At 68.5% G+C, this 25,709-nt stretch carries 23 protein-coding genes and 1 tRNA gene; 18 read left to right on the top strand and 6 right to left on the bottom strand.

The features are described 5' to 3' along the window. The first annotated feature begins 8 nt into the window (after nucleotides 1-8). The 7 genes from HMPREF9062_RS10470 (at nucleotide 9) to HMPREF9062_RS10455 (ending at nucleotide 3,395) form a co-directional block, all read left to right on the top strand. Nucleotides 9-755, top strand: coding sequence for a glycerophosphodiester phosphodiesterase (locus HMPREF9062_RS10470; protein ID WP_009750114.1), 747 nt, complete (start codon nucleotides 9-11; stop codon nucleotides 753-755). Between the two features lie 374 nt (nucleotides 756-1,129). Then, nucleotides 1,130-1,537 (top strand): hypothetical protein, encoded by a 408-nt coding sequence (locus tag HMPREF9062_RS10465; protein WP_009750113.1) that lies wholly within the window; start codon nucleotides 1,130-1,132, stop codon nucleotides 1,535-1,537. After that, a complete protein-coding gene (locus tag HMPREF9062_RS12990; protein WP_009750112.1) occupies nucleotides 1,534-1,671 on the top strand; it encodes a hypothetical protein in 138 nt (45 codons plus the stop codon). Before HMPREF9062_RS10465 ends, HMPREF9062_RS12990 begins: the two co-directional genes overlap by 4 nt. 284 nt (nucleotides 1,672-1,955) lie before the next feature. Next, nucleotides 1,956-2,390, top strand: a complete 435-nt coding sequence (locus tag HMPREF9062_RS12985; RefSeq protein ID WP_156790024.1) for a DUF6248 family natural product biosynthesis protein — start codon at nucleotides 1,956-1,958, stop codon at nucleotides 2,388-2,390. Nucleotides 2,391-2,458: 68 nt separating this feature from the next. Next, a complete protein-coding gene (locus HMPREF9062_RS12660) occupies nucleotides 2,459-2,767 on the top strand; it encodes a recombinase family protein (RefSeq protein ID WP_009750111.1) in 309 nt (102 codons plus the stop codon). A 72-nt stretch (nucleotides 2,768-2,839) separates the two neighbouring features. Continuing rightward, the gene (locus tag HMPREF9062_RS10460; RefSeq protein WP_009750110.1) at nucleotides 2,840-3,040 is read left to right on the top strand and encodes a hypothetical protein; all 201 of its coding nucleotides are present in this window, start codon (nucleotides 2,840-2,842) and stop codon (nucleotides 3,038-3,040) included. A 19-nt stretch (nucleotides 3,041-3,059) separates the two neighbouring features. Continuing rightward, nucleotides 3,060-3,395, top strand: a complete 336-nt coding sequence (locus HMPREF9062_RS10455) for a ribbon-helix-helix domain-containing protein (RefSeq protein ID WP_009750109.1) — start codon at nucleotides 3,060-3,062, stop codon at nucleotides 3,393-3,395. Between the two features lie 362 nt (nucleotides 3,396-3,757). On the opposite strand, the gene HMPREF9062_RS12225 is transcribed toward HMPREF9062_RS10455, so the two are convergent. From HMPREF9062_RS12225 to HMPREF9062_RS10425, 6 genes are all read right to left on the bottom strand, one after another. Then, the gene (locus HMPREF9062_RS12225; protein WP_009750108.1) at nucleotides 3,758-6,337 is read right to left on the bottom strand and encodes a type IV secretory system conjugative DNA transfer family protein; all 2,580 of its coding nucleotides are present in this window, start codon (nucleotides 6,335-6,337) and stop codon (nucleotides 3,758-3,760) included. Nucleotides 6,338-6,442: 105 nt separating this feature from the next. Beyond that, nucleotides 6,443-7,276: an ATP/GTP-binding protein gene (locus tag HMPREF9062_RS13270; protein WP_009750106.1), complete on the bottom strand. Its 834-nt coding sequence runs from the start codon at nucleotides 7,274-7,276 to the stop codon at nucleotides 6,443-6,445. Between the two features lie 984 nt (nucleotides 7,277-8,260). Further along, nucleotides 8,261-8,500, bottom strand: a complete 240-nt coding sequence (locus HMPREF9062_RS13265) for a hypothetical protein (RefSeq protein WP_009750103.1) — start codon at nucleotides 8,498-8,500, stop codon at nucleotides 8,261-8,263. A gap of 139 nt (nucleotides 8,501-8,639) precedes the next feature. Next, on the bottom strand, nucleotides 8,640-8,942 hold the full coding sequence (locus tag HMPREF9062_RS10435) for a hypothetical protein (RefSeq protein WP_034254193.1): 303 nt from the start codon (nucleotides 8,940-8,942) through the stop codon (nucleotides 8,640-8,642). A 462-nt stretch (nucleotides 8,943-9,404) separates the two neighbouring features. After that, a tRNA-Arg gene (locus HMPREF9062_RS10430) sits at nucleotides 9,405-9,477 on the bottom strand. A gap of 106 nt (nucleotides 9,478-9,583) precedes the next feature. After that, nucleotides 9,584-11,008 (bottom strand): Nramp family divalent metal transporter, encoded by a 1,425-nt coding sequence (locus HMPREF9062_RS10425; protein ID WP_009750101.1) that lies wholly within the window; start codon nucleotides 11,006-11,008, stop codon nucleotides 9,584-9,586. 291 nt (nucleotides 11,009-11,299) lie between these two features. Here HMPREF9062_RS10425 and argS point away from each other — a divergent pair, with 291 nt between their 5' ends. The 11 genes from argS to prmC all read left to right on the top strand — a co-directional run bounded on the left by argS (nucleotide 11,300) and on the right by prmC (nucleotide 25,707). Next, complete coding sequence (gene argS, locus HMPREF9062_RS10420; RefSeq protein ID WP_009750100.1) at nucleotides 11,300-12,976, top strand: arginine--tRNA ligase; 1,677 nt, start codon at nucleotides 11,300-11,302, stop codon at nucleotides 12,974-12,976. 48 nt (nucleotides 12,977-13,024) lie between these two features. Beyond that, nucleotides 13,025-14,491 (top strand): diaminopimelate decarboxylase, encoded by a 1,467-nt coding sequence (lysA, locus tag HMPREF9062_RS10415; RefSeq protein ID WP_009750099.1) that lies wholly within the window; start codon nucleotides 13,025-13,027, stop codon nucleotides 14,489-14,491. A 176-nt stretch (nucleotides 14,492-14,667) separates the two neighbouring features. Further along, nucleotides 14,668-16,110, top strand: coding sequence for a glycoside hydrolase family 16 protein (locus HMPREF9062_RS10410; RefSeq protein WP_083820060.1), 1,443 nt, complete (start codon nucleotides 14,668-14,670; stop codon nucleotides 16,108-16,110). Nucleotides 16,111-16,280: 170 nt separating this feature from the next. After that, complete coding sequence (locus HMPREF9062_RS10405) at nucleotides 16,281-16,541, top strand: hypothetical protein (protein ID WP_009750097.1); 261 nt, start codon at nucleotides 16,281-16,283, stop codon at nucleotides 16,539-16,541. A 233-nt stretch (nucleotides 16,542-16,774) separates the two neighbouring features. Next, entirely contained in the window at nucleotides 16,775-18,097 is a 1,323-nt protein-coding gene (locus HMPREF9062_RS10400) for a homoserine dehydrogenase (RefSeq protein WP_009750096.1), read from the top strand. 2 nt (nucleotides 18,098-18,099) lie between these two features. Continuing rightward, nucleotides 18,100-19,011 (top strand): homoserine kinase, encoded by a 912-nt coding sequence (gene thrB / locus HMPREF9062_RS10395; RefSeq protein ID WP_034254191.1) that lies wholly within the window; start codon nucleotides 18,100-18,102, stop codon nucleotides 19,009-19,011. Between the two features lie 309 nt (nucleotides 19,012-19,320). Further along, complete coding sequence (gene rho / locus HMPREF9062_RS10390; RefSeq protein WP_009750093.1) at nucleotides 19,321-21,435, top strand: transcription termination factor Rho; 2,115 nt, start codon at nucleotides 19,321-19,323, stop codon at nucleotides 21,433-21,435. A gap of 948 nt (nucleotides 21,436-22,383) precedes the next feature. After that, nucleotides 22,384-23,037, top strand: coding sequence for a hypothetical protein (locus HMPREF9062_RS10385; RefSeq protein ID WP_034254188.1), 654 nt, complete (start codon nucleotides 22,384-22,386; stop codon nucleotides 23,035-23,037). Between the two features lie 293 nt (nucleotides 23,038-23,330). Next, nucleotides 23,331-23,543, top strand: a complete 213-nt coding sequence (gene rpmE / locus HMPREF9062_RS10380; RefSeq protein ID WP_009750091.1) for a 50S ribosomal protein L31 — start codon at nucleotides 23,331-23,333, stop codon at nucleotides 23,541-23,543. A gap of 180 nt (nucleotides 23,544-23,723) precedes the next feature. Continuing rightward, on the top strand, nucleotides 23,724-24,821 hold the full coding sequence (prfA, locus tag HMPREF9062_RS10375) for a peptide chain release factor 1 (protein ID WP_034254968.1): 1,098 nt from the start codon (nucleotides 23,724-23,726) through the stop codon (nucleotides 24,819-24,821). Next, complete coding sequence (gene prmC, locus HMPREF9062_RS10370; RefSeq protein WP_009750089.1) at nucleotides 24,811-25,707, top strand: peptide chain release factor N(5)-glutamine methyltransferase; 897 nt, start codon at nucleotides 24,811-24,813, stop codon at nucleotides 25,705-25,707. The genes prfA and prmC overlap by 11 nt, the downstream gene beginning before the upstream one ends. Nucleotides 25,708-25,709: the final 2 nt, after the last annotated feature.

Raw genomic sequence — 25,709 nt, 5'->3', positions numbered from 1 at the left:
GAGGACGCATGACACGCAGGCGGTACTGCGCCGTTGTCCCGCACCGCGGGGGAGCCCGGGAGGCGCCGGAGAACACCTGGAGCGCCGTCGAGCACGTCGTATCGCTGGGGCTGGCCTGGATGGAGACCGATCTGCGGGTCACCGCCGACGACGTCGTGGTGCTCTCCCACGACGCCGGGCTGGAGCGGGTCGACGGTACGGAGCGTTCGCTGGCTGAGCTGACCTGGGATGAGCTCGCCCGCGTCGACGCGGGCGACGGGCACGGCTTCGTGCGGCTCGACGAGGTTCTGGAAGCCCATCCAGGACTCGCGCTCAATGTGGACCTTAAGGAGTCGGCGGTCGTGCAGCCCGCTCTTCAGGCGGTCCGCGCGGCCGACGCCCTCGACCGGGTGCGCTTCGCGTCCTTCTCCGCACGCCGCCTGGCCGTGCTGCGCCGTCAGGAGCCGCGGGCGACGACCTCGCTGGGCGGCGGCGACGTCGCGGGTCTCATGCTGCTCAGCGAGGCCGCGCTGAGACTGCCGCACACCCGCTGGGGTTGGACGCGGGGGCGGGTGGACGCCGTGCAGGTGCCGACGCAGTACCGAGGGGTGCCGGTGGTGACGCGGCGATTCGTGGCGCAGGCGCACACCGTTGGATTGGAGGTGCACGTGTGGACGGTCGACGATCCCGACGAGATGCGCCGCCTGGTCGGGCTCAATGTCGATGCGCTCATCACCGACGTGCCGAGCCTGGCTCTGGAGACTCTGGGACGCTGAGCCCGTCCGGGCACGGCCGGCTTGATCATGCGTGCCGCCGAGATCGGCATTTCGGGCCGAGGGTGACGACGCCGCCGTCACCCTCGGCCCGAAATGCCGATCTCGGCGAGAAACTCGCCGGCGGGGCGCCGGGCGAGGGCGGATGGTGCTCCGGACAGGATTCGAACCTGCGGTTTTCTGCTCCCGGATTTGTACTCCTCACCCTAGACGAAGATCAGGATTCACTGTCTTCCACGACCTTTAGGTAGGCCTACCTGGCATCTCGCCACGTAGTCCTCTCTGCCGTGCCCCGCCGAGACGCCGACGTCTCACCGCTCCCCTGAGCCAGGCACGACCCTCCTCAGCGACGTCCTCGACCAACCCCAGTCATCAAGGTGATCGACATCTCTCTCTTTATGAACCCGGAGAGAGAACTCATCATGCTTACCTCAATCACTTTCATGTTCCTTCAGACCCGCCTCCTCATGGAGGCGGTAGCCGAGTACGCCGGCGACATCCACTCCCAGGTGGCGAACGGACTCGCAGAGATCCAGGAGATCCTCTTCGAAGTCGAACGAGTCGAGGAACTCCTCAACACCGGGACTATCGCCGTCGATCCGGCAGCCTTTCAGCTCGTTCTCGCGACTGCGATGAGGGTGTCCTCAATCAACGTTCGCCACCGAGTAGAGGCAGGAGAGACCGGCCTCCAGGAAACCCTCGACGAGGTCGAGCAGCTCGAACGGAGCCTTCTTCGCGACAAGGGCATTGACGCCGACCACAGCGAGATCGGAGAATCATCTTGACCGCCCCTCTCGACTTCACTGACATTCGCGCCCGCCTCAATGGCGCATTACAGGAGATCAGCTGGCTTCTGGAGAGGGCCGACTCCGAGGAATTCGTCGGCGAGGTTCTGAACGCCCTCCAAGACACCATCTAAACGAAGGACAACCAATCTCAAGAAAGGAGAACATCAATACTATTTAAGGTCATCCCATTAACCTTCGTTCAGAAGTCCATTCTCGCCACATCCGTAAAGAATGAGTTCAAATGTGTCAAAATGATTCCGATGCCTACGAATGAAAGTTCATCGAAGAGTATGGGGCGTTACTTCAGATACTCTGAAGCACCACGGCGCTGCAAGTTGAGACATTCGCCCTCACTTTCTTCTGAGGAGAATCACCATGGTAGCACCCGCAGCATGACTAAGGCGGAGCTGAGTGGGTGCGTCAGCACACGTGGGCCGCGACCATGCCTAAGATCTATAAATCGGTGCCAGCAGCACTGACCATGTGTTCCTGCGAATACGGGCCGTGCGGTTATTGTTCCTCCGGCAGCCACGAAAACTGTGCATACGACAAACCCAGAAGCGCTCAATGGACAGCCAGCCGCACCAATGTTCCCGCCGGCTGGGTCACCACCGCCGATCAACAGTTTCCCAGCCTCGGCGGTACTGACAGTTGGCAGATCTGGGAAGCCGGCATTCAATACGACAGCCGCTGCCCCTGTGCTCGCGCAGACCATCATGGTGCCCTCATTGAGCCTGCCGACCCCGTCAAAGGACGACAAGCCACTGTCTTCGACATCCTTGACCACGACATCCAGAAGGGGCCGGTTTGGAACACCGTCCGGCTCGCTGGCGACATGCCGACACGGTGACGTCCAAAACAGGGCTGAGATCTCACCTAAGGCCAACTCGCTCGGCCACTCGCGTGGTGCATAGGGGCATGGACACCGTCGGTTATGCCCGCATCTTCACCACCAGCCAGCACCTCGACATGCAGCTCGACGCCCTCAAGGCGGCGGGCTGTACCCACATCCGCACCGACACCACCTCAGGTACCCTCGCCGCACGCCCTGGTCTGGATGGATGTGCCCTAGCCGAGCCCGAAGAGGACGACACGCTCGTCGTGTGGCGCCTCGATCGCCTCGGACGCTCCCTGCCCCACCTCGTGAACCATCGAGAACCTCACCCCGCGAGGCATCAATCTACGCAGTCGAGGGCTTGCTCATCCCGCCAAACGGTACTACCATAATGTGGTGAGGTTCGAGTTCACCGATTCTGCGGACAAGCACGGCATCCCCGCCCCGACGCGGAGCACGCCGTCATGCACCACGTCGAGTACGAGATCCTCCAGCCCCGGCGTACAGGTGAGCAGTCATTCATGTTCGTCGGCCTGCCCCACCCGCAGGCACTGCGCTACCTCGAAGTCGGCGTTGCCGTCGACGGCCGCGGCCGACGCATCATCTTCCACGCCATGGAAGTCACCGACCTCTACCGACACCTCATCCCACCCGCCGACCACTGACCCACCAGAAAGAAACACCATGACCAACGATCCCACGCCCACACCAATCACTGAAGCCGACCAGGCCTACTACAACCAGCTCGACGAGGACGTCACCGCAGGCCGCGTCCCCACCATCGGACACGGAACCAGCCGCGACGGCTCACGCATCAGCGACACCGAGCTCGACGCCATCCTCCGAGGCCGCCCAGGCCTCGGACAGTCCCACGCTACCGGCCGTGGACGCTCCCCACGCCGCCAGGTCCGCCTGCCCGAGCACACCGACGCAGCCCTGACCGCCTACATCGAGAAGCACGGCACCACCGCCAGCGCCGTCATCCGCGACGCCGTCGAGGCATACCTCGCTACCGCCTGAACCACGCCGCTCCAGCCCTCTCCGCCCCCTCCCACCTGTCCCTATGTCTGAAAGGGCTCCCACCGTGGCCACCACCGGGCACAAGAACCGATCCATCAAACGCCTCCACCTCGACCTGCGAAACCCCCGCCTCGGCCGCCCCGCCGTCGACACCGAGGTTGAGGCCATGGGCCGGCTGCCGCGGGTGACAACACCCCCGGATCGTCTACGGGCAGGGGCAAGACATCATGACCACAGCAGCTGGCCAGCCCCCAGCACCTACCACCGAGAACCACCAACAAGATAACGGGGAGGGGGCGCCGTGACGGTCGGCGCCTGTGCGGGGTCGGTCATCTGGGGCTACGGGCGCTGCTGGCGCGTCCTCAGCGCGCCCTTACGGGCGCCGCGGGGCGGGCCCTGGCAGGAGCCCGTGTGGCCTGGGAGGCCGGCTCGTGCAGGGCCAGTCGGCCTGTGACGGCCGCGCGCACCGCGTCGGGCGGGCAGCCGGCCTCAATCTGCTGCTGCGCCCACTCCTCACAGGCAGCCTGCGAGTCCCAGGCCGTCTCGGCTGCTCGGGCCCGAGAGACGTCGGCCTGCTCCGCCCGCGTGGCCGGGGTGGACGCGTCCGCCGAGGCGTGCAGGGCGTCCTGCGCCTCAGCGGCCTCCTTGTCGGTGCACGCGCGAGCGGCCCTGGCCCGCCTGCGGGCAACACGCGAGGACGGCTTCTCGGCCTCGCGGGCATCGCCCTGCGAGGCGGGTGCCGCCGGCTGCTTCCGGGACGGGGCGTCGTGGGCTCGGTCGTGGGCGGATTGGTCGAGGTGCTGCCCCCAGTTCTCCTGCTCCTCACCGGCGATGGCTGGGGCGGTGGCCGCGAGGGCCTGGGGGTCCACGTCCTGGCTCTTCAGCGGCCGGCGGGTCTGGGCCAGGTTGATGTTCCACTTCAGCCGGGCCTGCCGTTCGCACTCGATGACCGCTTGCTCAGCCTGAGGGTCGAGCCGTGAGAAGCGCACGGCCACGCAGTGGGTGTGGGCCGCCTGCTCGGCCGAGGCGGTCTCCCACCAGCCCTTATCGAGAGCCGCCCGGTAGACGGGGGCGGCCAGACGCCGCTCACCCTCTATGACCTGACGCAGGCGACGCTCGTCCTCGGTGCTGTTCCTCTGGGCGCGAGCCAGCTCACGCTGACGCCTGATAGCCATGAACTCGGCAATCTGCATCCCTGCCCGCCACGCCTTGGCGATCTCCTGGCTGGCCTCAGCAAGAACGTCATCGCTCATCGTGCACTTTGCCTTACTCGTTGTCCTCATGGTCTCCTCCCAGAACGGGACGAGCCTGCTCAGCAGCGCGGTCGATCCGGAAGCGAGCACCCACGCCCTCCCCTTGGGCAAGGAGCCGAGCTGGTCGATCGGAGCGATCTTGCGCTCCTGGGCCTCCAGGGACCGTGTTGACGACGAGCCTCCCCGCGAGCTGGTCGTCTGAACCTGGTCGACCCAGTGCGAGCCGATCAGGTCCGAGATCATTGAGAGGAACTCCGGCTCGGCGACCGACCCGCCGTAGACCTTCACGTTCGACGCCGACCACAGCGTCTGCATTCCTTCCCGACCCCACGCCGTGACGCCCTGGGACCAGCTTTGGAGGATCGTGTCCACCAGGATCCCCCGCGACCCGAAATGGGAGTACAGGCTCGGCAGCTGCCCCCACCGGCAGACGTTGGCGGCCTCGTCCAGCATCACCAGGCCCGGGATGCTCAGACGACCTGCGGGCTGCCGCTTGGCGTGCTCCATAGCCGCCTCGGTCAAGGCCATCGTCAAAGCGGTAACCACGGGGGCCGCCGAGACCGGCCCCTCCTGGCTGAGCAGGTAGAGGGTGTCGGCGCCGGACACAAGGTCCTCAGGACGCAGCTCCGAAATCCAGCCGTTCGGCGTCACCCACGACATGGTCCGCTCGTCGGCCGTGAACTCCATGATCTGCTGCGCACCAGCGAAGATACCGGACCTGGTCACCTCGACCATGTTGAGCGTGGCCTGGAGCTCGTCGGCCTTCTCGTGTTCTCCGGCCTGGCGCAGAAGCGCCACGGCCTCGTCGTCACCCGGGTCATTGACCCACTGCTTCACCGCCGCCAGGGACCGCCCCGACCTGGCCGCGGCCAGCAGGAAACGAGCTACCAGGTCACGCGCCCCCGTGTCGAAGAACGGGTTGGACTGCCCGCCGGCCGCCGGCCGGCTGGCGTCCATGAGCGCCTGCGCCATCACAGTGGCGTGCTTGCTATCGGTGACGTAACCCAGCAGGTTCCACCAGAAGGACTGCGGCTCGCCGACGATCTGCTCAGGGTCGAACACCCACACCTGCCCGCGACCACAACGCACCTGGCGCGTGAGCTCGACGATGTCCGGCTTGTTGGACGTGGCGACTACGAAGCCCGGAGCCGCCAGGATCCTCGGTACCACCCAGCAGGTCGTCTTCCCCGTCCGGGGGCCCGCGATAGCGATCGCGACTGCTTCGAAGTCGGAGTACAGGGGCCTGTTGTCTCTCACCGCTCGACCCACCGGCAAGCCGAAGCTGTCGGTGCCCACCTTCAGACGGCGTGCCGTAGCCTCCACCTGGTCGCGGCTCAGCGGCTCCGTATCGCGCCGGTCGCCGACCAGCGCCGCCGCCTCATCGCCCCGGCGTCGGCGGGAGCGCGCACGCCGGAGCGCCAGCCACGGCGCTGACGCCACCAGGAGCAGGAAGGCGGCCACGAGGCCGACACATACCCACATGCCACCAGTCGCCGGTAGCGAGCCCCTCAGCAGCATCGGGACCAGGCTGAAAGGGTTCCAGGGCGGTGACGGACGACTGCTGGTCCACCACGCCCACAGGTGCACGCCCAGGTCCAGGAGCACCGAAACGATCCCGACGGTGGCACAAACCACCCACAGCAGGACCGTGGACGTCTCCCACGTCCTGATCTCGTCACGCAACCTCATCACTACTCATCCCCTTCGGCGGCGGTCATCGTCCACCGCTTGTTCGTGTTGTTGATATCCAGCTCGGAGTCGGCTAGGTGCAGGTGGAACGGCCACCCTGGGGCGTCAAGTGCACAACATCTGCCCCACACCCACCGACCGATTCGTGCGCGTCAGGGCGTCGATCCGGTCCACCAGACCCGACGAGGCGCGCATAATGCGCCACATCTCGTCCATAATCACGTTGTAATGCCGACGCGGTGCCACACCCGCGTCAGCCAGCACCGGCGCCCCGCCACGCTCCTCCAGGATCCGCACCGCGGCATTCAGAATCACCTCCTCCCGGTCGGTGGGCGCCTGAGGACGCACGATGTGAATCAAGGAGACGATCATGTTCTTCTTGCTCTCGTGCGCACTCTGAAGCAACGCCCTGTGGATCCCACGGTTGGCTAGGCCCGGCATGATCCGCCGGATCAGAGTCGACTTGCCCAGCCCGTTGAGCCCCATCACCATGGCCGACGGCGCCGGCACCGCCGACGGCGACGCTGAACCTTCTGCACCGCCGCCGATCAGGCGCTCGCCGACGATCCAGGCGCCCAGAGCGAGCACCACCAGGAACACGACAGCGGCCACGAACCGAGGCAAGAACAACGGACTACCACTATTGCTGCTCCGCCCGCCGGCGGCACCGCACAGGATCGCGCCGGACAGGACGAAAGCGAGGGACTTGGCGCTGTCCTCGCCCTCGCCCCGACGGTTGGCGAAACCAAGACAAGAGGCGACGTAGATGAGCCCGAAGACGCAGATCGCATAACACGCCCACTTCGCCCAGCCCAGCAGCATGTCCGTCTTGGTGTCCACGCCGGGAGGCGCGACAGGACCTGAATCCATCCCGCCCAGGCCGGCCCGCCACGCTCCGCCGTGCAGGGACGCCACCGCACCTAACATGACATCATTCATGAGTTCTTCCTTCCACTGTTGTTGATGGTCTTGGTGATCCGACGTACGCGCAGCGACCGGGGCGCCTCGCCGGGCCGAGTCAGCTTCCAGGTCGGCTGCCACGGCACCCCCAGCACCAGGGGGAAGGCCCCGACACGTCGCGGACGAGCCTTGAAGGGCCTTGGGGCGTCTGCCGGGAGCGTCCGCTCCCAGCAGCAGCCTCACCAGCTCGACCTCCGGGCATGCCCCCTCGACCCACTCCACGGTCGCGGCCCGAGCGGCCTCCAACCCGGCGGCACAAGTGCGCGCCGTCACCACCGCCCGCACCCCGTCCCCGGCCGCGGCCGGCACCGGCCACGACTGGCCCGCGTCCCCCGCATCCAGCAGACCCGCCCACGTCGAGGCGCCCGACCCGCCATGAGTCCCGACGACTCACAGACCCGTCCCCCCGGCGCTTACGCGTCCCAGTCGCCGCGACGCTGTCACCTCGGCCCCAGCGGCCCACCGGCGGTAGTCCACCCTCAGCGCCTCCTCGCCGTCGCCGACCGGCTCGGGCGGCGCGGGCTCCTGTACCCACGGATTACTTCCCATACCCCACACGTAGAATGTGCGCGCACACCACCCGCCCGGAACGAGAAGAGGAGGCTATGACCCTCCGGTACCGCGGTGCTGGCCACACAGGAAAAGACGCGGAAACCAGGGGAAACGAGCATGGCCGTCAGAGCAGAGGTGCACCACCACTGGGCGGTCGCCCGAGGCAACCACCCCGACCGCAAGCCCTCCTACTGCCTCCTGCACGAGTCTCGCTACAACGCCGCCCTGGCGCCCTCTACGACTCCCTCACCCTCAACGAGCTGCACCACCCCGATCCCGTCGACAGAGCAGGGTGACAGGGCGGCACCCTGCTCTGAAATGTAACCAGCACCACTGAACCATCCCGATCCCGCCGGCAGAGCAGGGTGACAGCGTGACACCCTGCCTCAAGACGTGACTAGCGCCGCTGAATCAGGCGTCCCGGTACTCCTGAACCACTCTGCTCGTCAGACCGCCCAGCCCCTCCGACCCCATCTCCAACAACGATGCCCGCGTCCCCCGCCTGGACCCCACCAGCATGGTCATCCACGTCCTCGCGCACGACGCGCAGACCCCCAGATCCTCCAAACGCGCATCCTCAGCCGCCGCGATATGCCGCCGAGACGCCTCCCGCAGCACCGCCAGCTCAGCCACCCGCCTGGTCCCGGCCAAGCAGCCGTCTCATCCATCCCAGCCGCAACCAACGCCGACAACACCCCCTCAAAATCATCCAAAGCCACCGCATCCACAGACACCTCACCAAGAAGCCCAACCCCCTCGGGCATCAAAGACGGATCCACCGCATCCACCCTCACCCCTGCAGGCGGGACATTGCCCGCGATTCCAGCCAGCCGGTGAGCTGCCGATCTCTCACCCCCGCAGGCAGGACATTGTCCCGTCCCGCCCTGGCGGCCCTCTCAGTGATCACCGTCCACATTGCCCACGGGCTACCCGCTCCTACGATCTCCCCGGTACTTTCCCGCAGCGCCTCCCATGTCCACGAGATCGTGTCCATCACCGTCTCGTCCCGGCTCATCCGCGAGCACACCACGCCCTGCCGCACCATCTTCGACAACCTGGTATCCGCCGCCAGCACCAGGCTGCGGGCGATCACCTCCGCCGCCGGCCCGCATCACCCGGCGTCGATCGCCTCCAGGATCAGACACCGAAGCTCCTCACCGTCCTGGGCCGCGAGCACCGGTGTCTCGCCTGCGCGGGTCCGGGCCCGTAGCGTCCTTGCGGTCACGGACGGCAACTTCAGGAAGGCGGTTGCCTCACGCGGTGACATGTACTCCTGAGTGGTAGTGGTACTTGCACCGCCGATGAGGCGATCAGCTTCACCGTGAATGAGGGTCTTTTCGTCCGTCGTGCGATTCGGTGGGGCCTTGCGCACCATCTGGGGATTACCGGCCCAGCGGTAGGTAGGAAGATCTGCGGAACGATCATATGGAGTGCGGAGGACTTGATTCGGACCGGCGAGTTTCTCGGCGTTGATCCAGCATCTCTGCTGCCCCACCGGGCCGGTGGCGCCCACCGCCGCGGGGAGGGGCGGTGGGCCCGGGCGGAGGAGATGCGGTGCCCCGGACAGGATTCGAACCTGCGGCCTTCTGCTCCGGAGGCAGACGCTCTATCCACTGAGCTACCGGGGCCCGAGGCGGAACTGTACCAGCGCTCGGTCTGCGGACCGAATCCTGAGCGGCCCCGGTGCGAGACCTGGCCCGAGAACGGGCAGCCCCCGCTGCTGCTGCGCCGCCTTCAGCCTCGTCCCGTCAGCGTCAGCCAGATGAGGGCCAGATTGAGCGCGATGATGAGTGCGGCGCAGCCGCGGCTGGTCCAGCGCAGTGCGGCGCCGTCGCGCCACCGGCCCATGACCGGGCGCGACCCGGTCAGTCCCACCAGCGGCACGAGTGCGAAGGGGATGCCGAAGGACAGCACGACCTGGCTGACGACGAGGGCCCAGGTGGGTTCGGTGCCCGCCGCCAGGATGAGCAGCGCCGGAATGAGGGTGAGCAGCCGCTGCAGGAGAATTGGAATGCGCACGTGCAGCAGACCGTCCATGATCTCGGCTCCGGCGTAGGCGCCCACCGACGTTGAGGCGAGTCCCGAGGCCAGGAGTCCGACGGCGAAGACGACTCCCACCCCCGCGCCCAGCGAGGCGGTGATCGCCGCATGGGCCCCTTCGATCGTGTCGGTGCCCTCGGCCCCCGACAGGGCGGAGGCGGCCAGGAGCAGCAGTGCGATGTTGACCATTCCGGCCAGTCCGAGCGCCCATACGACGTCGACGCGTGTGGCCCGCACGAGGCGCGCGATCCTGGCTCGCCGTTTTCCGACTCCGTCCCGCGACCCCGCCTGTGCGGCTCCGGCGGCCGGGTCTCGGCTCTGTGGCTCTGCCTGCTCGCCCGTCCCGCCGTGATGGTCGCGCACGAGGGAGGAGTGAAGGTAGATGGCGTGCGGCATGACGGTGGCGCCGAGCATGGAGGCGGCCACGAGCAGAGAGTCGGTGCCTTCCAGGCGAGGAACGAGACCGTACGCCACGTGACCCCAGTCGGGCGGAGCGGCGAGGAGACCGCCGACGAAGCCGATCGTGACGATGACGAGCAGACCGATGATCAGTCCTTCGAAGGTCCGCTGGCTGCGGCGCTGCTGGACGGCCAGGAGGAGCAGTGAGATCGCGCCGATGATGCAGCCTCCCACCAGCAGCGGCGTGCCGACCAGGAGGTTGAGGGCGATGGCACCGCCGATCACTTCCGCCAGGTCCGTGGCCACGGCCACTAGTTCGGCCTGGGCGAAGAAGGCCAGCCGGCTGCGGTGCCCGAGCCGACTCCGCAGCAGCTGCGGCAGCGAGCGGCCGGTGACGATGCCGAGCTTGGCGCTCTGGTACTGGATGAGGACCGCCATGACGTTGGCCAGCACGAGAACCCATACGAGGGCGTAACCGTAGCGGGCGCCGGCCGTGATGTTCGCGGCGACGTTGCCGGGGTCGACGTAGGCGACGGCGGCGACGAAGGCCGGGCCGAGAAGTGCGAGCAGGCGGTGGCGCGCGGGTGCGGGCCGCAGTGCGGGTGCGTGGGCACGTGCGATGCGTGCGACGGCGTCGGGTCCGTCCGCCACGGGTGCGGGCCCGGATGATGGATCGGGCCCGGGGAGGCCGGCGGAGGGGGCGTGGGAGTCGTCGAGCATGATGGCATGGCCTTGTCGGAGCACGCGGGGCGGAAGCCGGCCGCGAGTTTTAGGTTCTCCGAAAATTCTAGCGCGTCCGGCGCTCCAGCGTCCTCTCATCGATCCGTCGACTCGCCCCCGCGGCAGCTACGACGATTGGAGCGCGAGATGCCGATGCGCCGCGGTCTGGGACCGGTTCGCCAACAGCGGGGTCCGAGGACGGAGCAATGTCTCCTGAGAGCCTCTCGCCGCGCGACTTCCGCGGCTCGCTCTCGGAATACGCCCTTGTGCCGCTCCGCTAACCTATGCCCCGTGACTCCCGAAGAGCTCGCTGAAGCGATCCGCACCATCCTGACCAGCGCCGTCGCCGACGGCTCTCTCGCCCTGAGCCCCCAGGAGGTGCCGCTTCCTCGAGTCGAGCGGCCCCGCAGCCGCGACCACGGTGACTGGTCCACCAACGTCGCCATGCAGCTGGCCAGGAAGGCCGGCACCGAGCCGCGGGCACTGGCCGACCTGCTCGCCCCCCGCCTGGCCGAGGTCGACGGTATCGCCTCCGTGCAGGTGGCCGGACCCGGTTTCCTCAACGTCCGCCTGGACGCCGGGGCCGCCGGCGAACTCGCCCGCACCATCGTGGAGGCGGGCGAAGCGTACGGGTGCAACCAGACCCTCGCGGGTCAGAGCATCAACCTCGAATACGTCTCCGCCAACCCCACGGGCCCCGTTCACCTGGGCGGCGCCCGGTGGGCCGCCGTCGGCGACTCCCTGGCTCGCGTGCTCTCCGCCTGCGGGGCCGCCGTGACCCGCGAATACTACTTCAACGATCACGGCACCCAGATCGACCGCTTCGCCCGCTCGCTACTCGCCTCGGCCCGCGGCCGGGACACCCCCGAGGACGGCTACGGTGGCGCCTACATCGTCGAGATCGCGCGTCAGGTCGCCGCCGACGAGGTCGCCGCCGGCCGCCCCGACCCCGCCGGCCTGCCCGACGCGGAGGCGACGGAGGTCTTCCGCGCTCGCGGCGTCGACCTCATGTTCGCCGCCGTCAAGGCTGAACTGCACGCCTTCCGCTCGGACTTCGACGTCTTCTTCCATGAGGACTCCCTGCACTCGTCTGGTGCCGTGCTCGCCGCCATCGACCGCCTGCGGGGGCGGGGCATGATCGTCGAGCGAGACGGCGCCACCTGGCTGCGCACCACCGTCTTCGGCGATGACAAGGATCGGGTCCTCATCAAGTCCGACGGCGAGGCCGCCTACTTCGCCGCGGACGTGGCCTACTACCTGGACAAGCGCTCGCGCGGCGCCGACTGCGCCATCTACCTGCTGGGCGCCGACCACCACGGCTACATCGGCCGCATGATGGCGATGTGCGCGGCCTTCGGCGACGAGCCGGGCGTCAACATGCAGATCCTCATCGGCCAGCTCGTCAACCTGATCAAGGACGGGGCGCCCGTGCGCATGTCCAAGCGCGCCGGCACCATCGTCACCCTGGACGACCTGGTCTCCGCCGTGGGAGTGGACGCTGCCCGCTACGCCCTGGCCCGCTCATCCATGGACTCCGCCATCGACATCGACCTGGATCTGCTGGCCTCCACGTCCAACGAGAACCCCGTCTACTACGTTCAGTACGCCCACGCGCGAACCCGCAACGTGGCCCGCAACGCCGCCGAGCACGGCGTGACCCGCCGATCCGGTTTCTCCCCGGCGGCGCTGGACGACCCGGCGGACTCGGCTCTGCTGGGCGCCCTCGCCCGGTTCCCGGCGGTCGTCGCCCAGGCCGCGAGCCTGCGCGAGCAGCACCGTGTGGCTCGCTATCTCGAGGAGCTCGCGGCCGCTTATCACACGTGGTACGCCGCCACCCGCGTCACCCCCCGCGGGAACGATCCGGTCGCGCCCGGCCATGTCGCCCGCCTGTGGCTCAATGACGCCGTGTCCCAGGTCATCGCCAACGGCTTGTCCCTGCTGGGCGTCAGCGCGCCCGAGCGCATGTGACCGGTAGGCGCACCCGCACCGGTAGTGCCGACGTCTGAAGGAGGAGTTATGACCACCGTGTCCGTGCCGGCGGGGGAGGCCCCGCTCGGCTCCCTTATCGCCCCCGAGCCCGATGAGCGCCCCGACCTGTGGCCCTCGACCGCCCGTCGCGGCGACGACGGCTCTTTGCGTATCGGCGGGCGCTGCTTGACCGAGATCCTGGCCGAGGCCCCCACCCCCGTCTTCGTCCTGGACGAGGCGGACCTGCGCGGTCGCGCCGCCACCTGGAGTGCCGCCATGGCCGAGGAGTTCTGGCCCGACTACGGCATGAACGGCGGCGAGGCCTTCTACGCCGGCAAGGCCTTCCTCTCCACGCGGGTGGCCCGCACCGTCCTGGAGCAGGGCATGGGCATCGATACCGCCAGCCGAATCGAACTCGCCGTCGGCTTGGCCGGGCTGGTCGCCGTCGACGGCGAGCGGGCCGCATCGCGCGCCGCCCGCCTCGGCCTGCACGGCAACGGCAAGACTCTCGACGAGATTCGTACGGCCCTGAGCCACCGGGTCGGCCACCTCGTCCTGGACTCACTCGATGAGGTCGCGCTCGCGACTCGGGCCGTGCGCCAGTTGCGCGAGGCCGGTGTTTACGCCCACGGTGAGACCGGCGTCGTCATGCTGCGCCTGACCACCGGCGTCCATGCCGGCGGGCACGAGTTCATCTCCACCGGTCATGAGGACCAGAAGTTCGGCGTCTCGGTCGTCTCCGGCCAAGCCGCTCGCGCCATTGAGGCCGTCCACGCCGCTCCCGAGTTGCGGCTCGCCGGCCTTCACTCCCACATCGGCTCTCAGATCTTCGATCTGGCCGGCTTCCGGGAGGCGGTCGGCATCGTCCTGCGGATGCGCCACGCCCACCCCGACGCCGCCGGGGCACTGTGCGAGGAGGTCGACCTCGGCGGCGGCTACGGCATTGCCTACACTGGAGCCGATCCCGTAGCGCCGAGCGCCGCACAGGTGGCGCGCGCCCTGGCCGAGGCTGTGCGCGGCATCTGCGCCGACTTGGGCGATGCTGTACCGCGCGTATCGGTCGAGCCGGGTCGCAGCGTCGTCGGTCCCACCACCGTCACCCTGTACACGGTCACCGGCCTCAAGCGCGTCGAGCTGGGCGACGGCGCCGGCCGCCTGTACGTCAGCGTCGACGGCGGTATGAGCGACAATATCCGCCCCGCCCTGTACGGCGCCGCCTATACGGCGCTGATCGCGGGTCGCCGTTCTGATCCCGCCGCGGGGCTGGTGCGCGCCCGTGTGGTCGGCAAGCACTGCGAGAGCGGCGATGTCGTCGTGCGCGACGTCGACCTGCCCGGCGATCTCGCGGTGGGCGATGTGCTGGCCGTTCCGGCGACCGGCGCCTACGGACGGTCCATGGCATCGAGTTACAACCTGTTCACCCGGCCCGGCGTGGCCTGGGTGGCCGACGGCGAGCAGGGCTGGGTGCTGCGCCCCGAGACCACTGAGGACCTGTTCCGCCTGGAGGGGGAGTAGGCCTGCCCGGACCGGTGGGGCGGAGCCCGCCGCGCCGGTGAGTTGGCCCGCGCGAGGGACGTTGAGGCAGGATCTGGGCTACGGCGTTCTGCCGGGAGCCCCTCGGCGGTCATGCCCGTGTGCATCGCCCGCCCGTCAAGCGTCAGCAGATCCAGTAGCCAGCCAAGGAGCCCTGAATGTCCTGTTTTTCTCGCAGATCCCTTCTCCTAGCCGTGGGCGCGTCCGGCGTCGCGATGATGGCCTCCACCGGCGCGGCGGTCGCCGACGAGGAGTCCTACTACACCGATGCGGGGCTGACCGCAGGTCAGTCCGTCGACCATCACCAGGCACCCACCCTGGGCCCCAACCAGACCGCGACCTCCAAGTTCACGGTCAATTTCCGCTCACTCGACGCCCCCCTGTACGCCAACACCTATGTGCGGTGTACCGGGACGGATCGGTACTCGGCGTCTTTGGTCAACAGGGAGGACCGGCTCAGGCTCCGCCTGCACAAGCTGGTCGACAATCAGACGACCGCCCTCGGGGAAGTCGCGTCGATTCCGCTGGCCGACTTGCCCGATTCCGAGGAGGAGTGGACCGTGGTCCTGGGCGTCGAGGGGAACAGACTCACAGCGAGCGCCGAGTCGGGTTCCACCAGCCTGACCGCTTCGGCCGACGACAGCGCCATCAACGACGGCGCGTACATCGTTCAGAACTTCTACCTGTCCCGGACGGGGAGCACGGCGACCGTCAAGCGCGCCTGCCTCGATCAGGCCTCCAGCAGCGAACGGACCGATGTCGTGCGCGACGAGACCTTCTCCACCCTGGTCTTCGAGGACACGTTCGACGCCGGCTCCGACTTCGCTGAGGGCAAGTGGGCGGAGTACGTCGACGGGATCTCGCCGTACCACCACCTGGATGCGACCAGCTGCCTCGATCACGACTGGGGCGTCGTCGACGTCGAGGCTCATGACGTGGCCGACGGCTGTGGCCGTCTGTGGTGGCGCCTGCGCAGGAATGAGGACGGCTCGCTCAACCCCGAGACCGGCTGGCAGAACACGATCGACACAGCGAACGGGGAGACGACCCTGCGCTACTACGACGAGGCCTACGTCACCACCGAGGACACCGACGGCGAGGGCTCACTTCAGAACTTTGTTTACGGCCGTTTGGAGAGCCGGATCAGATTCTCTCAGGAGATCGAGGGCCTGTGGGGCGGGCTCCGGCTGCAGCCGGACGACCGGTCCAACGGCGGGGAGATCGACGTCGCCGAGGCCTATGGCGGCGGGGACGCCACCGGCATCGTCGGGGCGACGGTCCACTTCTCGCAGACCGACGACCCCTCCACGAGGAAGCCGCAGGACATCCTCCCCCGCCCCGACCTGACCGAGTTCCACACCTACGCGGTGGAGAAGACCCCCTCACGAATCACGTTCTACGTCGACGACGCCCGCTTCCACGAGGTGCTGCGCGAGGACGGCGAGGAGCTGTTCGACTCGTGCTTCGGTCCCGACTCTCCCTACCACGTCTGCCTGAGCACCCGGGTTGGTTGCATGTCTTGGGACGACGCACCCGACCCGTCGGTCTTCGAGCAGGCCAGCATGGACGTGGACTACGTTCGCGTCTGGGCGATGGACTGAGGCGGCCGAGCGGCCCGACCCGCTCAGCGCGGTCTGACGATCCGGTCCGAAGGATTCATTCGTGCGATCCGGATCCGGAACCTCCCCTACTCCTCCAGGAGGAGTCGATGGGGAGGAGAATCCGTCCGGCGGCACTACTCCTCGGATGAGACTCTTCTTACAGTCGGGTCATGGATATCGCGCGCTCATCCCTGGAGGTCCCGCCCCCGTCCCGGGGTCGTCGGGCCGCTCCTTCGCAGGTGCGTCACCCCCTGCTGGAGAGCAATACGGCGGCCGCCTGGGCGCTGGCGACCTGCGTTCTGATCGGCGCGGTGCTCGTGATCGGCGTTCATCCTCCGCTCCGGGGGGCGGCCGGGCTGCTGATCGTCCTGCTCGGACTCGCGGGCTGGACGACGTTGACGGTGCGTCTGGTCAGGAGGAGGGGGCGGTGATCGCGCCTTCGCAGCGTCGGCCGGCGGACGGGGATGATTCGGTCCCAGACGGGTGCGCATGATGGGGAGGGGCGCCGCCGCCCGCGGCGCTCGCGAGCGCTGAGGCCGACGCCGCTCTCCACCCGCACGGCGGACATGTGCCGTTGCGGCGCCGGCGCCTATGCTGTGTCGGACAGTTCCCGTGCGTCCCGTCGGACGCCCTCACCGCCGACAACATCCCAAGGTGGTTCCACGTGCCCGCCCGCCCCCAGCAGCCCGCCTCCTCCCGCGCCCTCACGGTTGGCGTCCTCGGTTCCGGCACCGTCGGCACCCAGGTCGTGCGTCTCCTTCTGGAGCAGGCCGATGACTTCGCCGCGCGCTCCGGCGCACGCCTGGAGATCACCGGCATCGCCGTGCGCGACCTCGACGCGCCCCGCGACGCGGTCGTCCCCCGTGAGCTGCTCACGATCGACGCCACCGCGGTGGCCACGGGAAACGACCTCGTCATCGAGCTCATCGGTGGGATCGAACCCGCCCGCACCCTCATTCTGGCGGCCTTCACCGCCGGCGCCAGCGTCATCACCGGTAACAAGGCTCTCATCGCCGCCCATGGCCCCGAGCTCTATGCCGCGGCAGCCGCGGCCGGCGTCGACTTCTACTACGAGGCCGCTGTCGCCGGTGCCATCCCCGTCGTCTACGCCTTGCGGGAGTCCATGGCCGGGGACCGGGTCGTCTCCGTGCTCGGGATCGTCAACGGCACCACCAACTACATCCTGGACGAGATGAGCGTCAAGGGCCTGACCTTCGAGGCCGCCCTGGCCACCGCTCAGACGCTCGGCTACGCGGAGGCTGATCCGACTGCCGATGTTGATGGCCTCGACGCCGCCGCCAAGGCGGCCATCATCGCCTCTCTCGCCTTCCACACCCGTGTGGGTCTGGATGACGTGCAGGTCGAGGGCATCCGGACGGTCACCGCCGACGACATCCGCGAGGCCCGCGCCTCAGGCTGCGAGATCAAGCTTCTGGCCATCGCCCAGCGCCGCGACGACGATCACGCCCGCGGCATCTCGGTGCGGGTGCACCCCGCACTCGTGCCGACCGAGCATCCGCTGGCCTCCGTTCACGGAGCCTTCAACGCCGTCCTCGTCGAGGCCGAGTCCGCCGGGCGTCTCATGTTCTACGGGCAGGGCGCGGGCGGCGCCCCGACCGCCTCCGCGGTGCTCTCCGACGTCGTGGCCGCGGCGTCCCATCGGGTCAACGGCGGTCAGGCCCCCCGGGAGTCCAACTACGCCCGCCTGCCGATCCTCGGCCCGGAGTCCGCCGTCACCCGGTATCAGGTTCAGTTGCGCGTGGACGATCAGCCCGGCTCCCTGGCCATCGTGGCCGGCGTCTTCGCCGATAACGGCGTGTCCATCGACTCGGTGCGTCAGAGTTCCTACGTCGGAGGGCAGCAGGCGATCGTCACCATCGTCACCCACCCGGCCAGCGTCTTCCACCTGGATGCGGCCGTCGGCGCGTTGCGCGACGAGGCCCGCGTGCTGGAGGTCGTCTCCGTCCGGCGCGTCGAAGGGCAGTAACCGTGCGCCTGGGCAATGAGCGGGCCGCCGTGCGAGTACCGGCGACCACGGCCAATATGGGACCCGGCTTCGACTCCTTCGGCATGGCCTTCCGCTATTACGACGAGGTCGAGGCCCGTGCGACCGTCGGCGCCACGCACGTGCGCGTCGAGGGCGTCGGGGAAGGGGCCGTGGCCACCGACGATTCCAACCTCGTCGTACGGGCGCTGCGCGCCGGGCTCGAGTCCGTCGGCGCACCTCAGGCCGGCTTCGAGATGCGTTGTCTCAATCGCATTCCGCACGGCGGGGGCATGGGCTCATCGGCGTCGGCCGTTGTGGCGGGCCTCATACTCGCCCGTGGTCTGCTCTCCGAGCCGCAGGCCCTGGACGACGGCGAGGTCTTCCGCCTCGCCACCGACTTCGAGGGTCATCCCGACAATGTCGCTCCCGCCGTCTTCGGAGGGGCGACCGTCGCCTGGACGGAGGCCGACGGTGAGCCTCGGGCCGCGCCCATTCCGGTGGACGGCTCGCTGCCGGTGAGCCTCCTGATTCCGCCGCCCGTGACGCGATTGAGCACCGCGCAGGCGCGCAGGGTTCTGCCCGAGTCGGTTCCGCGAGCCGATGCCCTGTTCAACACCTCGCGCGCCGCTATCCTCATGCTGGCGCTGACCGGACGCCCCGATCTGCTCATGGTCGGCACCGAGGACCGGCTGCACCAGGATTACCGGCGCAATGTCCTGCCCGCATCGATGGCGGTCATGGACTCCCTGCGCGCTCAGGGCTATCCGGCGGTCATCTCCGGGGCCGGCCCCACCGTGTTCGTCCTGGCGGATGTCGCCCAGCAGACCCGTTTCACGCTCGAGCGCCACGGTTGGACAGTCCTGCGTCCGGGTATTGATCTCAACGGCGCTCAGTCGGTTCGGGCCATCGGGTGACGCGCTGAGGGCTCGGTGGCGCATCCGGCCGCAGAGGGCGGGACGGGCCCGATCTGTCGCGCCGATTGCATTCCGCCCATGGTGGACGCGATGGGCGTTGTGGACAACGTCGTGCTGAATGCTGCTACTGTATCCGGTGACGACATCGCGGATCGCACCGCGCCGTCGTTACGCACCGGCTCTCGGCCCGTGGTCAGCCCCCGGCGCCGCCCGGTGCGCGACTCTTTCCCCGTGATGATTCCGGGGCAGTCCCCACCTGATGCACTCCACCCGATCGGGTAAGCGCATTACCACACCGTAAGGACACTCGTGACAGAGACCTCCAGCGCCCAGCCCTCGCTGTCCACCATGCGTCTTGCAGAGCTTCAGCAGCTCGCGTCCTCGATGGGCCTCAAGGGCACTTCGCGCATGCGCAAGAGTGAGCTCGTCGCTGCTATCCGCAGCGGCGGGGCCTCTGCGCCCGCCACCCCGCTCGCCGGCGACACCGGGCCGACGACGCCTCCGGCCGCGGCCGAGTCGACCGGCGAGAAGCCCGCCGTGGAGGCGGACGAGACCGAGGCGGGGACGGATCGGACGAAGGCCGTCGAGAAGGCGGATAAGTCTGAGGTCGTCGAGACTCCGTCGTCGCCGTCGCTCGCGGTTGAGCGGGCCGACGCGCAGGATGACAGCCAGCCGATCGAGGCGCAGACCCACCCGCGACGCCGTCGTGCGGCTGCAGCGGGCGGCGCGCCGCGCGCCGAGACCCCCGTCCTCGATCCGTCGACTCGCTCGGGGGAACGCACCGACCAGGCCGATCATGGCGCTTCCGGTGAGGGTCGTTCCCGCAGGCAGGCGCGCGGGCGGGATGCTCAGCGCAGCGAGGAGCAGGGTTCTGCGGATTCATCCCGTCGCGGACGCCGGCGAATCCAGGCCGCTGCCGGTTCGCCCGAGCGGGCTGTGCATGATCAGCCCGACTCCTCGCCCGAAGACCACCTCGATGCGAAGGCCGCACTCATGCGCGATCTCGCCGATGCCACCGGCACCGCCGCCATCGAGCCCAACGGACGCAAGCGTCGCGATGGCGGTCAGGGCAACGAGAACAGTTGGGAGGAGGAGGGGCGCAGCGGCGGCGGTGGGCGCCGTCGTCGCGGTCGCAAGCGCCGTGACCGCGATCGTGACCGCGACGGCTCTCAGGGCGATAATGGCCAGGGCCGTAACCAGCAGTCGCGCGAGGATGAGGTCCTCCTACCGGTGGCGGGCATTCTCGATGTCTCCGACCGTCAGCACGCCTACCTGCGCACTTCCGGCTACCTTCAGGGGCCCAAGGACGTCTACGTCTCGAACCAGCAGATCAAGGACAACGGCTTGCGTCCCGGCGACGCCATCACCGGATGGGTCCGTGAGGGCGGCGAGACCTCTCACCCCGGCGGGGGTCATCAGGGGCGCGGGAACCGCCGCCAGAATCGGGCGAACCGTCAGAAGTACAACCCCCTGGTGAGCGTCGAGGCCGTCAACGGAATGGAGCCCGAGCGCGCCAGGCGCCGCCCAGAGTTCACCAAACTCACTCCACTCTACCCGCAGGAGCAGCTGCGCCTGGAGACCACGCCTAAGGCCCTCACCCCGCGCGTCATCGATCTGGTCGCTCCCATTGGCAAGGGGCAGCGAGGCCTCATCGTCTCTCCGCCCAAAGCGGGTAAGACCATTATTCTGCAGCAGATCGCCAACGCGATCGCTGTCAACAACCCTGAGGCCCATCTCATGGTCGTGCTCGTCGACGAGCGGCCCGAGGAGGTCACCGACATGCAGCGCACGGTCAAAGGCGAGGTCATCGCCTCGACCTTCGACCGTCCCGCCTCGGATCACACGACTGTGGCCGAGCTCGCCATCGAGCGCGCCAAGCGGCTGGTCGAGCTGGGTCAGGATGTCGTGGTGCTGTTGGATTCCATCACTCGCCTGGGCCGCGCTTACAACCTGGCCGCCCCGGCCAGCGGCCGCATCCTGTCCGGCGGTGTGGATGCCAGCGCGTTGTACCCCCCCAAGCGCTTCTTCGGCGCCGCTCGCAACATTGAGAATGGCGGATCGCTCACGATTCTCGCCACGGCTCTGGTGGAAACGGGCTCGAAGATGGACGAGGTCATTTTCGAGGAGTTCAAGGGAACCGGCAATATGGAGCTGCGTCTGTCGCGTCAGCTCGCCGAGAAGCGCATCTTCCCGGCCGTGGACGTGGCCGCCTCCTCCACCCGCCGTGAGGAACTGCTCATCGATCCCGCCCAACTCAAGATCATGTGGCGGCTGCGCCGTCTATTCACCGGGCTCGAGCAGCAGCAGGCGCTCGAGCTGGTCATCGGCAAGCTCAAAGACACCAGTTCCAACGCCGAGTTCCTCATGGTCATCTCCAAGACGACGCCGGCCGGCACGTCGCTGGCCGACACGGACGACGAATAGACGCTGCACGCGTCGGAATCGAGCGGTCTGCGTCCAGTACGCGCCCCGGCGGCGGCCGGGCGCGTGCTGCATACTGCGGTCGGTCGCCCAGCGAGGAGGCGACGAAGGGGTAACGATTCGGTGCTACCATGACTCCGGGTCGTCGCTTGCGCGGAGTCGGGCTGAAGGCGGCGGGCTTGATCCTCCCCCCGTTGTGCTTAAGGACATCTGATGAAGCGCTCCCACCTCACGTCCGCTCTGCTCGGTGCTGTGCTGGTCGCCGGTCTTCTCACCGCCCCGGCGAGTGCCTCCGAAGGAGCCCCGCCCGGTGCGGATCCTTCGGTCTCCGGCGCTGATCATGCTTCGCGGACTTCTGACGGGCATCCGGCGCAGGCCGATGCGGCGGTATCCGGTGAGGCGTCGTCGGGTGCTCGGTCGGATGCGGCTGGTGAGGCTGTTTCGAGCGCTTCGAGTGCTCGGGTTCCGCAGGGTTCTGAGCGGTTGTCGCAGGATCCGGATGCGGCCGAGGGGTCCGCCGCTGTGCCGTCGGATGCGGCTGGTGGGGCGTCCGTCGCGGATGGCCCGGTGGCGCCCGAGGCGGATCCGACCGTCTCGTCTTCGACGACGACGCCCGGGGACTCCTCCGCTTCGAGTGCTCGGGTTCCGCAGGGTTCTGAGCGGTTGTCGCAGGATCCGGATGCGGCCGAGGGGTCCGCCGCTATGTCGTCGGATGCGGCTGGTGGGGCATCGTCGGATGCGGCTGGTGGGGCGTCCGTCGCGGATGGCCCGGTGGCGCCCGAGGCGGATCCGACTGTCTCGTCTTCGACGACGACGCCCGGGGACTCCTCCGCTTCGAGTGCTCGGGTTCCGCAGGGTTCTGAGCGGTTGTCGCAGGATCCGGATGCGGCCGAGGGGTCCGCCGCTGTGCCGTCGGATGCGGCTGGTGGGGCGTCCGTCGCGGATGGCTCGGTGGCGCCCGAGGCGGATCCGACCGTCTCGTCTTCGACGACGGCGCCTGGCGACTCCTCCGCCAACGCTGACGTCGCGCAGGATCCCGGATCCGCGCCCACCCGGTCCTCCGGCGTCATCTCCTCGACCGTCACCGGTGACGAGGGGATGACCATGAGCAATGTCCAGTACAGCGACGAGGCCTCGATCGTCTCCATCCACCGCACCGGCTGCATCATCACCTTCGAGGTCCAGATCAGCACCGCCGGCACGTACACGATCGGCGTGTGGGACGACGGCGAGCAGATCGGCTCCCCGACGGTGTCCGGAGAGGCCGATTCGACGGTCACGACCACATACACGATGGGCGCGGACATCGGCACTCGCGCCTGGGGCTACGACTTCGTCCTGGAGACCGCCGATGAGTCGACCGTCCAGGTCATCACCTGGGACTTCGAGGGGTCTGACAGGGTGATGACCCAGTGCGCCGTTGACTCCGTCGCCGTTGGCTCCGCCGGCGGTGACGCCAGCGGCGGCGGGGCACCCGTCACGGCGCCTTCGGGACCGACCCGGGAGCTCGCCAGGACCGGTTCAGCTGCCGGTATCACGGCCTTCGCCGCCATAGTGCTGGTCGGTTCGGGCGTCTCCCTGCGTCTCGCTCGCCGGCGGGTTTGACCCGATTCCTCTCACCAGCCGGGACTGACGCGCAGCGGCGCCGCAGCACTCTCGTCAGGTTGCGGCGCCGCCGCTAATGATTCAGGGATCGCGCAGGTCTTCCGGAGCTTTCGGGGAGATGACGGGACTGGGATATCCTGCCCTCAACGGAGAATGTCACCCATCTCTCGAATCAGAGGTGGCTCCGCATGTTGTGCGTCGGCGGGGTGGACGGCATAATCACCCTTCGGCTTCCGGTTCACCTGCGCGGCACTTGCGTGGGACCCGGGGCTCTCTGATGCTAAGGAGACACCATGAAGCAGGGGATCCACCCCGACTACGTGCCCACACGGGTCACGTGCACCTGCGGCAACACCTTCGAGACCCGGTCCACTGTCACCTCCGGTGAGATCCGCGTCGACGTCTGCTCGGCGTGCCACCCGTTCTACACGGGCAAGCAGAAGATCCTCGACACCGGCGGTCGCGTGGCCCGTTTCGAGGCCCGCTACGGCAAGCGCAAGAAGTAATCGATCCTTTCGACGCCGACGGACGCTTCTTGTGAGCGCCGTCGGCGTTGCCGTATCTTCTCCCGGCCTTGTGCACCCGCGCAGAAGCACGAGGATCGGCAGGAGCCGATCCGTGTGTCCGATGCCACTGTTTCGATCCATCTTGAACCATCCCGACGCTCCGAGGACATCCGGACAGTCATGAGTGAGGACTTCTCCGTCGTCGAGCCGATGCTCGCCGAGTACGCAGGCCTCGAGCGCAATATGGCTGACCCCGCCGTCGCCTGCGATCCGAATGCCATGCGGCGTCTGGGACGTCGCTACGCCGAACTCGGCCGGGTGGTGAGCGCCTACCGCGCCTGGCGGGCCGCTTCGGCGGACCTGGCCGACGCACGCGATCTAGCTGCCGACGACGCCGACTTCGCAGCCGAACTGCCGGAGCTCGCCCGGGTCGAGACAGCGGCCGCCGACCGTCTGCGCGAAGTCCTCGTCCCACGCGATCCGGACGACGCCCGCGACGTCATCATCGAGGTCAAGGCCGGTGAAGGCGGTGAGGAGTCGGCGCTGTTCGCCTCCGACCTGGCCCGCATGTACACCCGCTACGCCGAGCGTCAGGGATGGGCCGTGGAGGTCCTCGACGCCACCGATTCCGACTTGGGTGGGTACAAGGACGTGCGCCTGGCCATCAAGGCTCGCGGCGCCGTCGAGCCCTCCGACGGCGTGTGGGCGCACCTGAAGTACGAGGGCGGCGTCCACCGCGTCCAGCGCGTCCCCGTTACCGAGAGTCAGGGTCGTATCCACACCTCGGCCGCCGGCGTGCTCGTCATGCCCGAGGCCGACGACCCCGGCGAACTCGCGATCGATGCCGCCGATCTGCGCATCGACGTCTTCCGCTCCTCCGGTCCGGGCGGGCAGTCCGTCAACACCACGGACTCGGCCGTGCGCATCACTCACCTGCCCACCGGAATCGTCGTCTCCATGCAGAATGAGAAATCCCAGTTGCAGAACAAGGAGGCGGCCATGCGCGTGCTGCGCGCTCGTCTGCTCGCTGAACGCGCCGCAGCCGCGGCCGAGCAGGAGGCCGATGCCCGCCGCTCACAGGTGCGCACCGTCGACCGTTCCGAGCGCATCCGCACCTACAATTTCCCCGAGAATCGCGTCGCCGACCACCGTACCGGCTTCAAGGCCTACAACCTCGACGCCGTCCTCGACGGCGACCTCGGCCCGGTGATCGCCTCTGCCATCGCCATGGACGAGGCTGAACGGTTATCCCAGGTGAGTGAGGGCAGTGGCTCCTGAGGTGTGCGGCGGCGCGCCTGCGGGCGCGGTGGACCGTTACGGCCTGCGGGCGCTGGTGCGCCAGGCGGCCGGTCGGCTGGCGGCGGCCGGGGTGACCAGCCCCCAGGTCGACGCCCGGATCCTGGCCGAGCACCTTCTAGGGCGGCCTCTGCCGCTGGCCGACGGCGCCGACGGCGACTTCTCGGCCGCCTATGACGCGTTGGTGCTGCGCCGGGAGTGCCGCGAGCCTCTTCAGCACGTCATCGGACGCATGTGGCTGCGGGGTGCCGAGCTCATCAGCCGCCCCGGCGTGTTCATCGTGCGCCCGGAGACCGAGGTGGTGGCCGGTGCCGCCATCGAGGCCGCCCGTGAGGCGATGGCCGGCGGCGGGGGAGTGGTCCTGACCGCTGACCTGTGCACCGGATCGGGTGCGATCGCCGCCTGCGTCGCCGAGGAGGTGCGGGGCGCTCGGGTGGTCGCCGTCGAGATCAGCGAGACGGCCGCGGCCCTGGCCCGTGAGAACTGCGAGCGGCTGGTTCCCGGACGCGTCGAGGTGATCCACGCCGACGCCACCGACCCGCTGGTCCTCCATGACCTCAACGGGCAGGTCGACGTCGTCGTCTCCAACCCGCCCTACGTGCCCGCCGGCGCCGTGGAGGATGCCGAGACGTCCCGGCACGAGCCCGCCGTGGCGCTCTACGGCGGGGGACCCGACGGGCTGGACATTCCCGTCGACGTCCTCGTGCGTTCGGTCGCCCTGCTGCGTACCGGCGGTGTGCTCGTCATGGAGCACGACCACGAGCAGGGGGCCCTGCTGCGGGCGGCCGCGCTCGAGGCCGGGTTCGAGCAGGCCGAGACCGGTCAGGACCTCACCGGCCGCGACCGCTACCTGCGTGCCGTTCGGTAAGC

The sequence above is a fragment of the Actinomyces sp. oral taxon 448 str. F0400 genome (genome assembly GCF_000220835.1).
Lineage (GTDB): Bacteria > Actinomycetota > Actinomycetes > Actinomycetales > Actinomycetaceae > Actinomyces.
The sequence above is the reverse complement of the archived record's forward strand: the minus strand, read 5'-3'. Positions and strand labels throughout refer to the sequence as shown.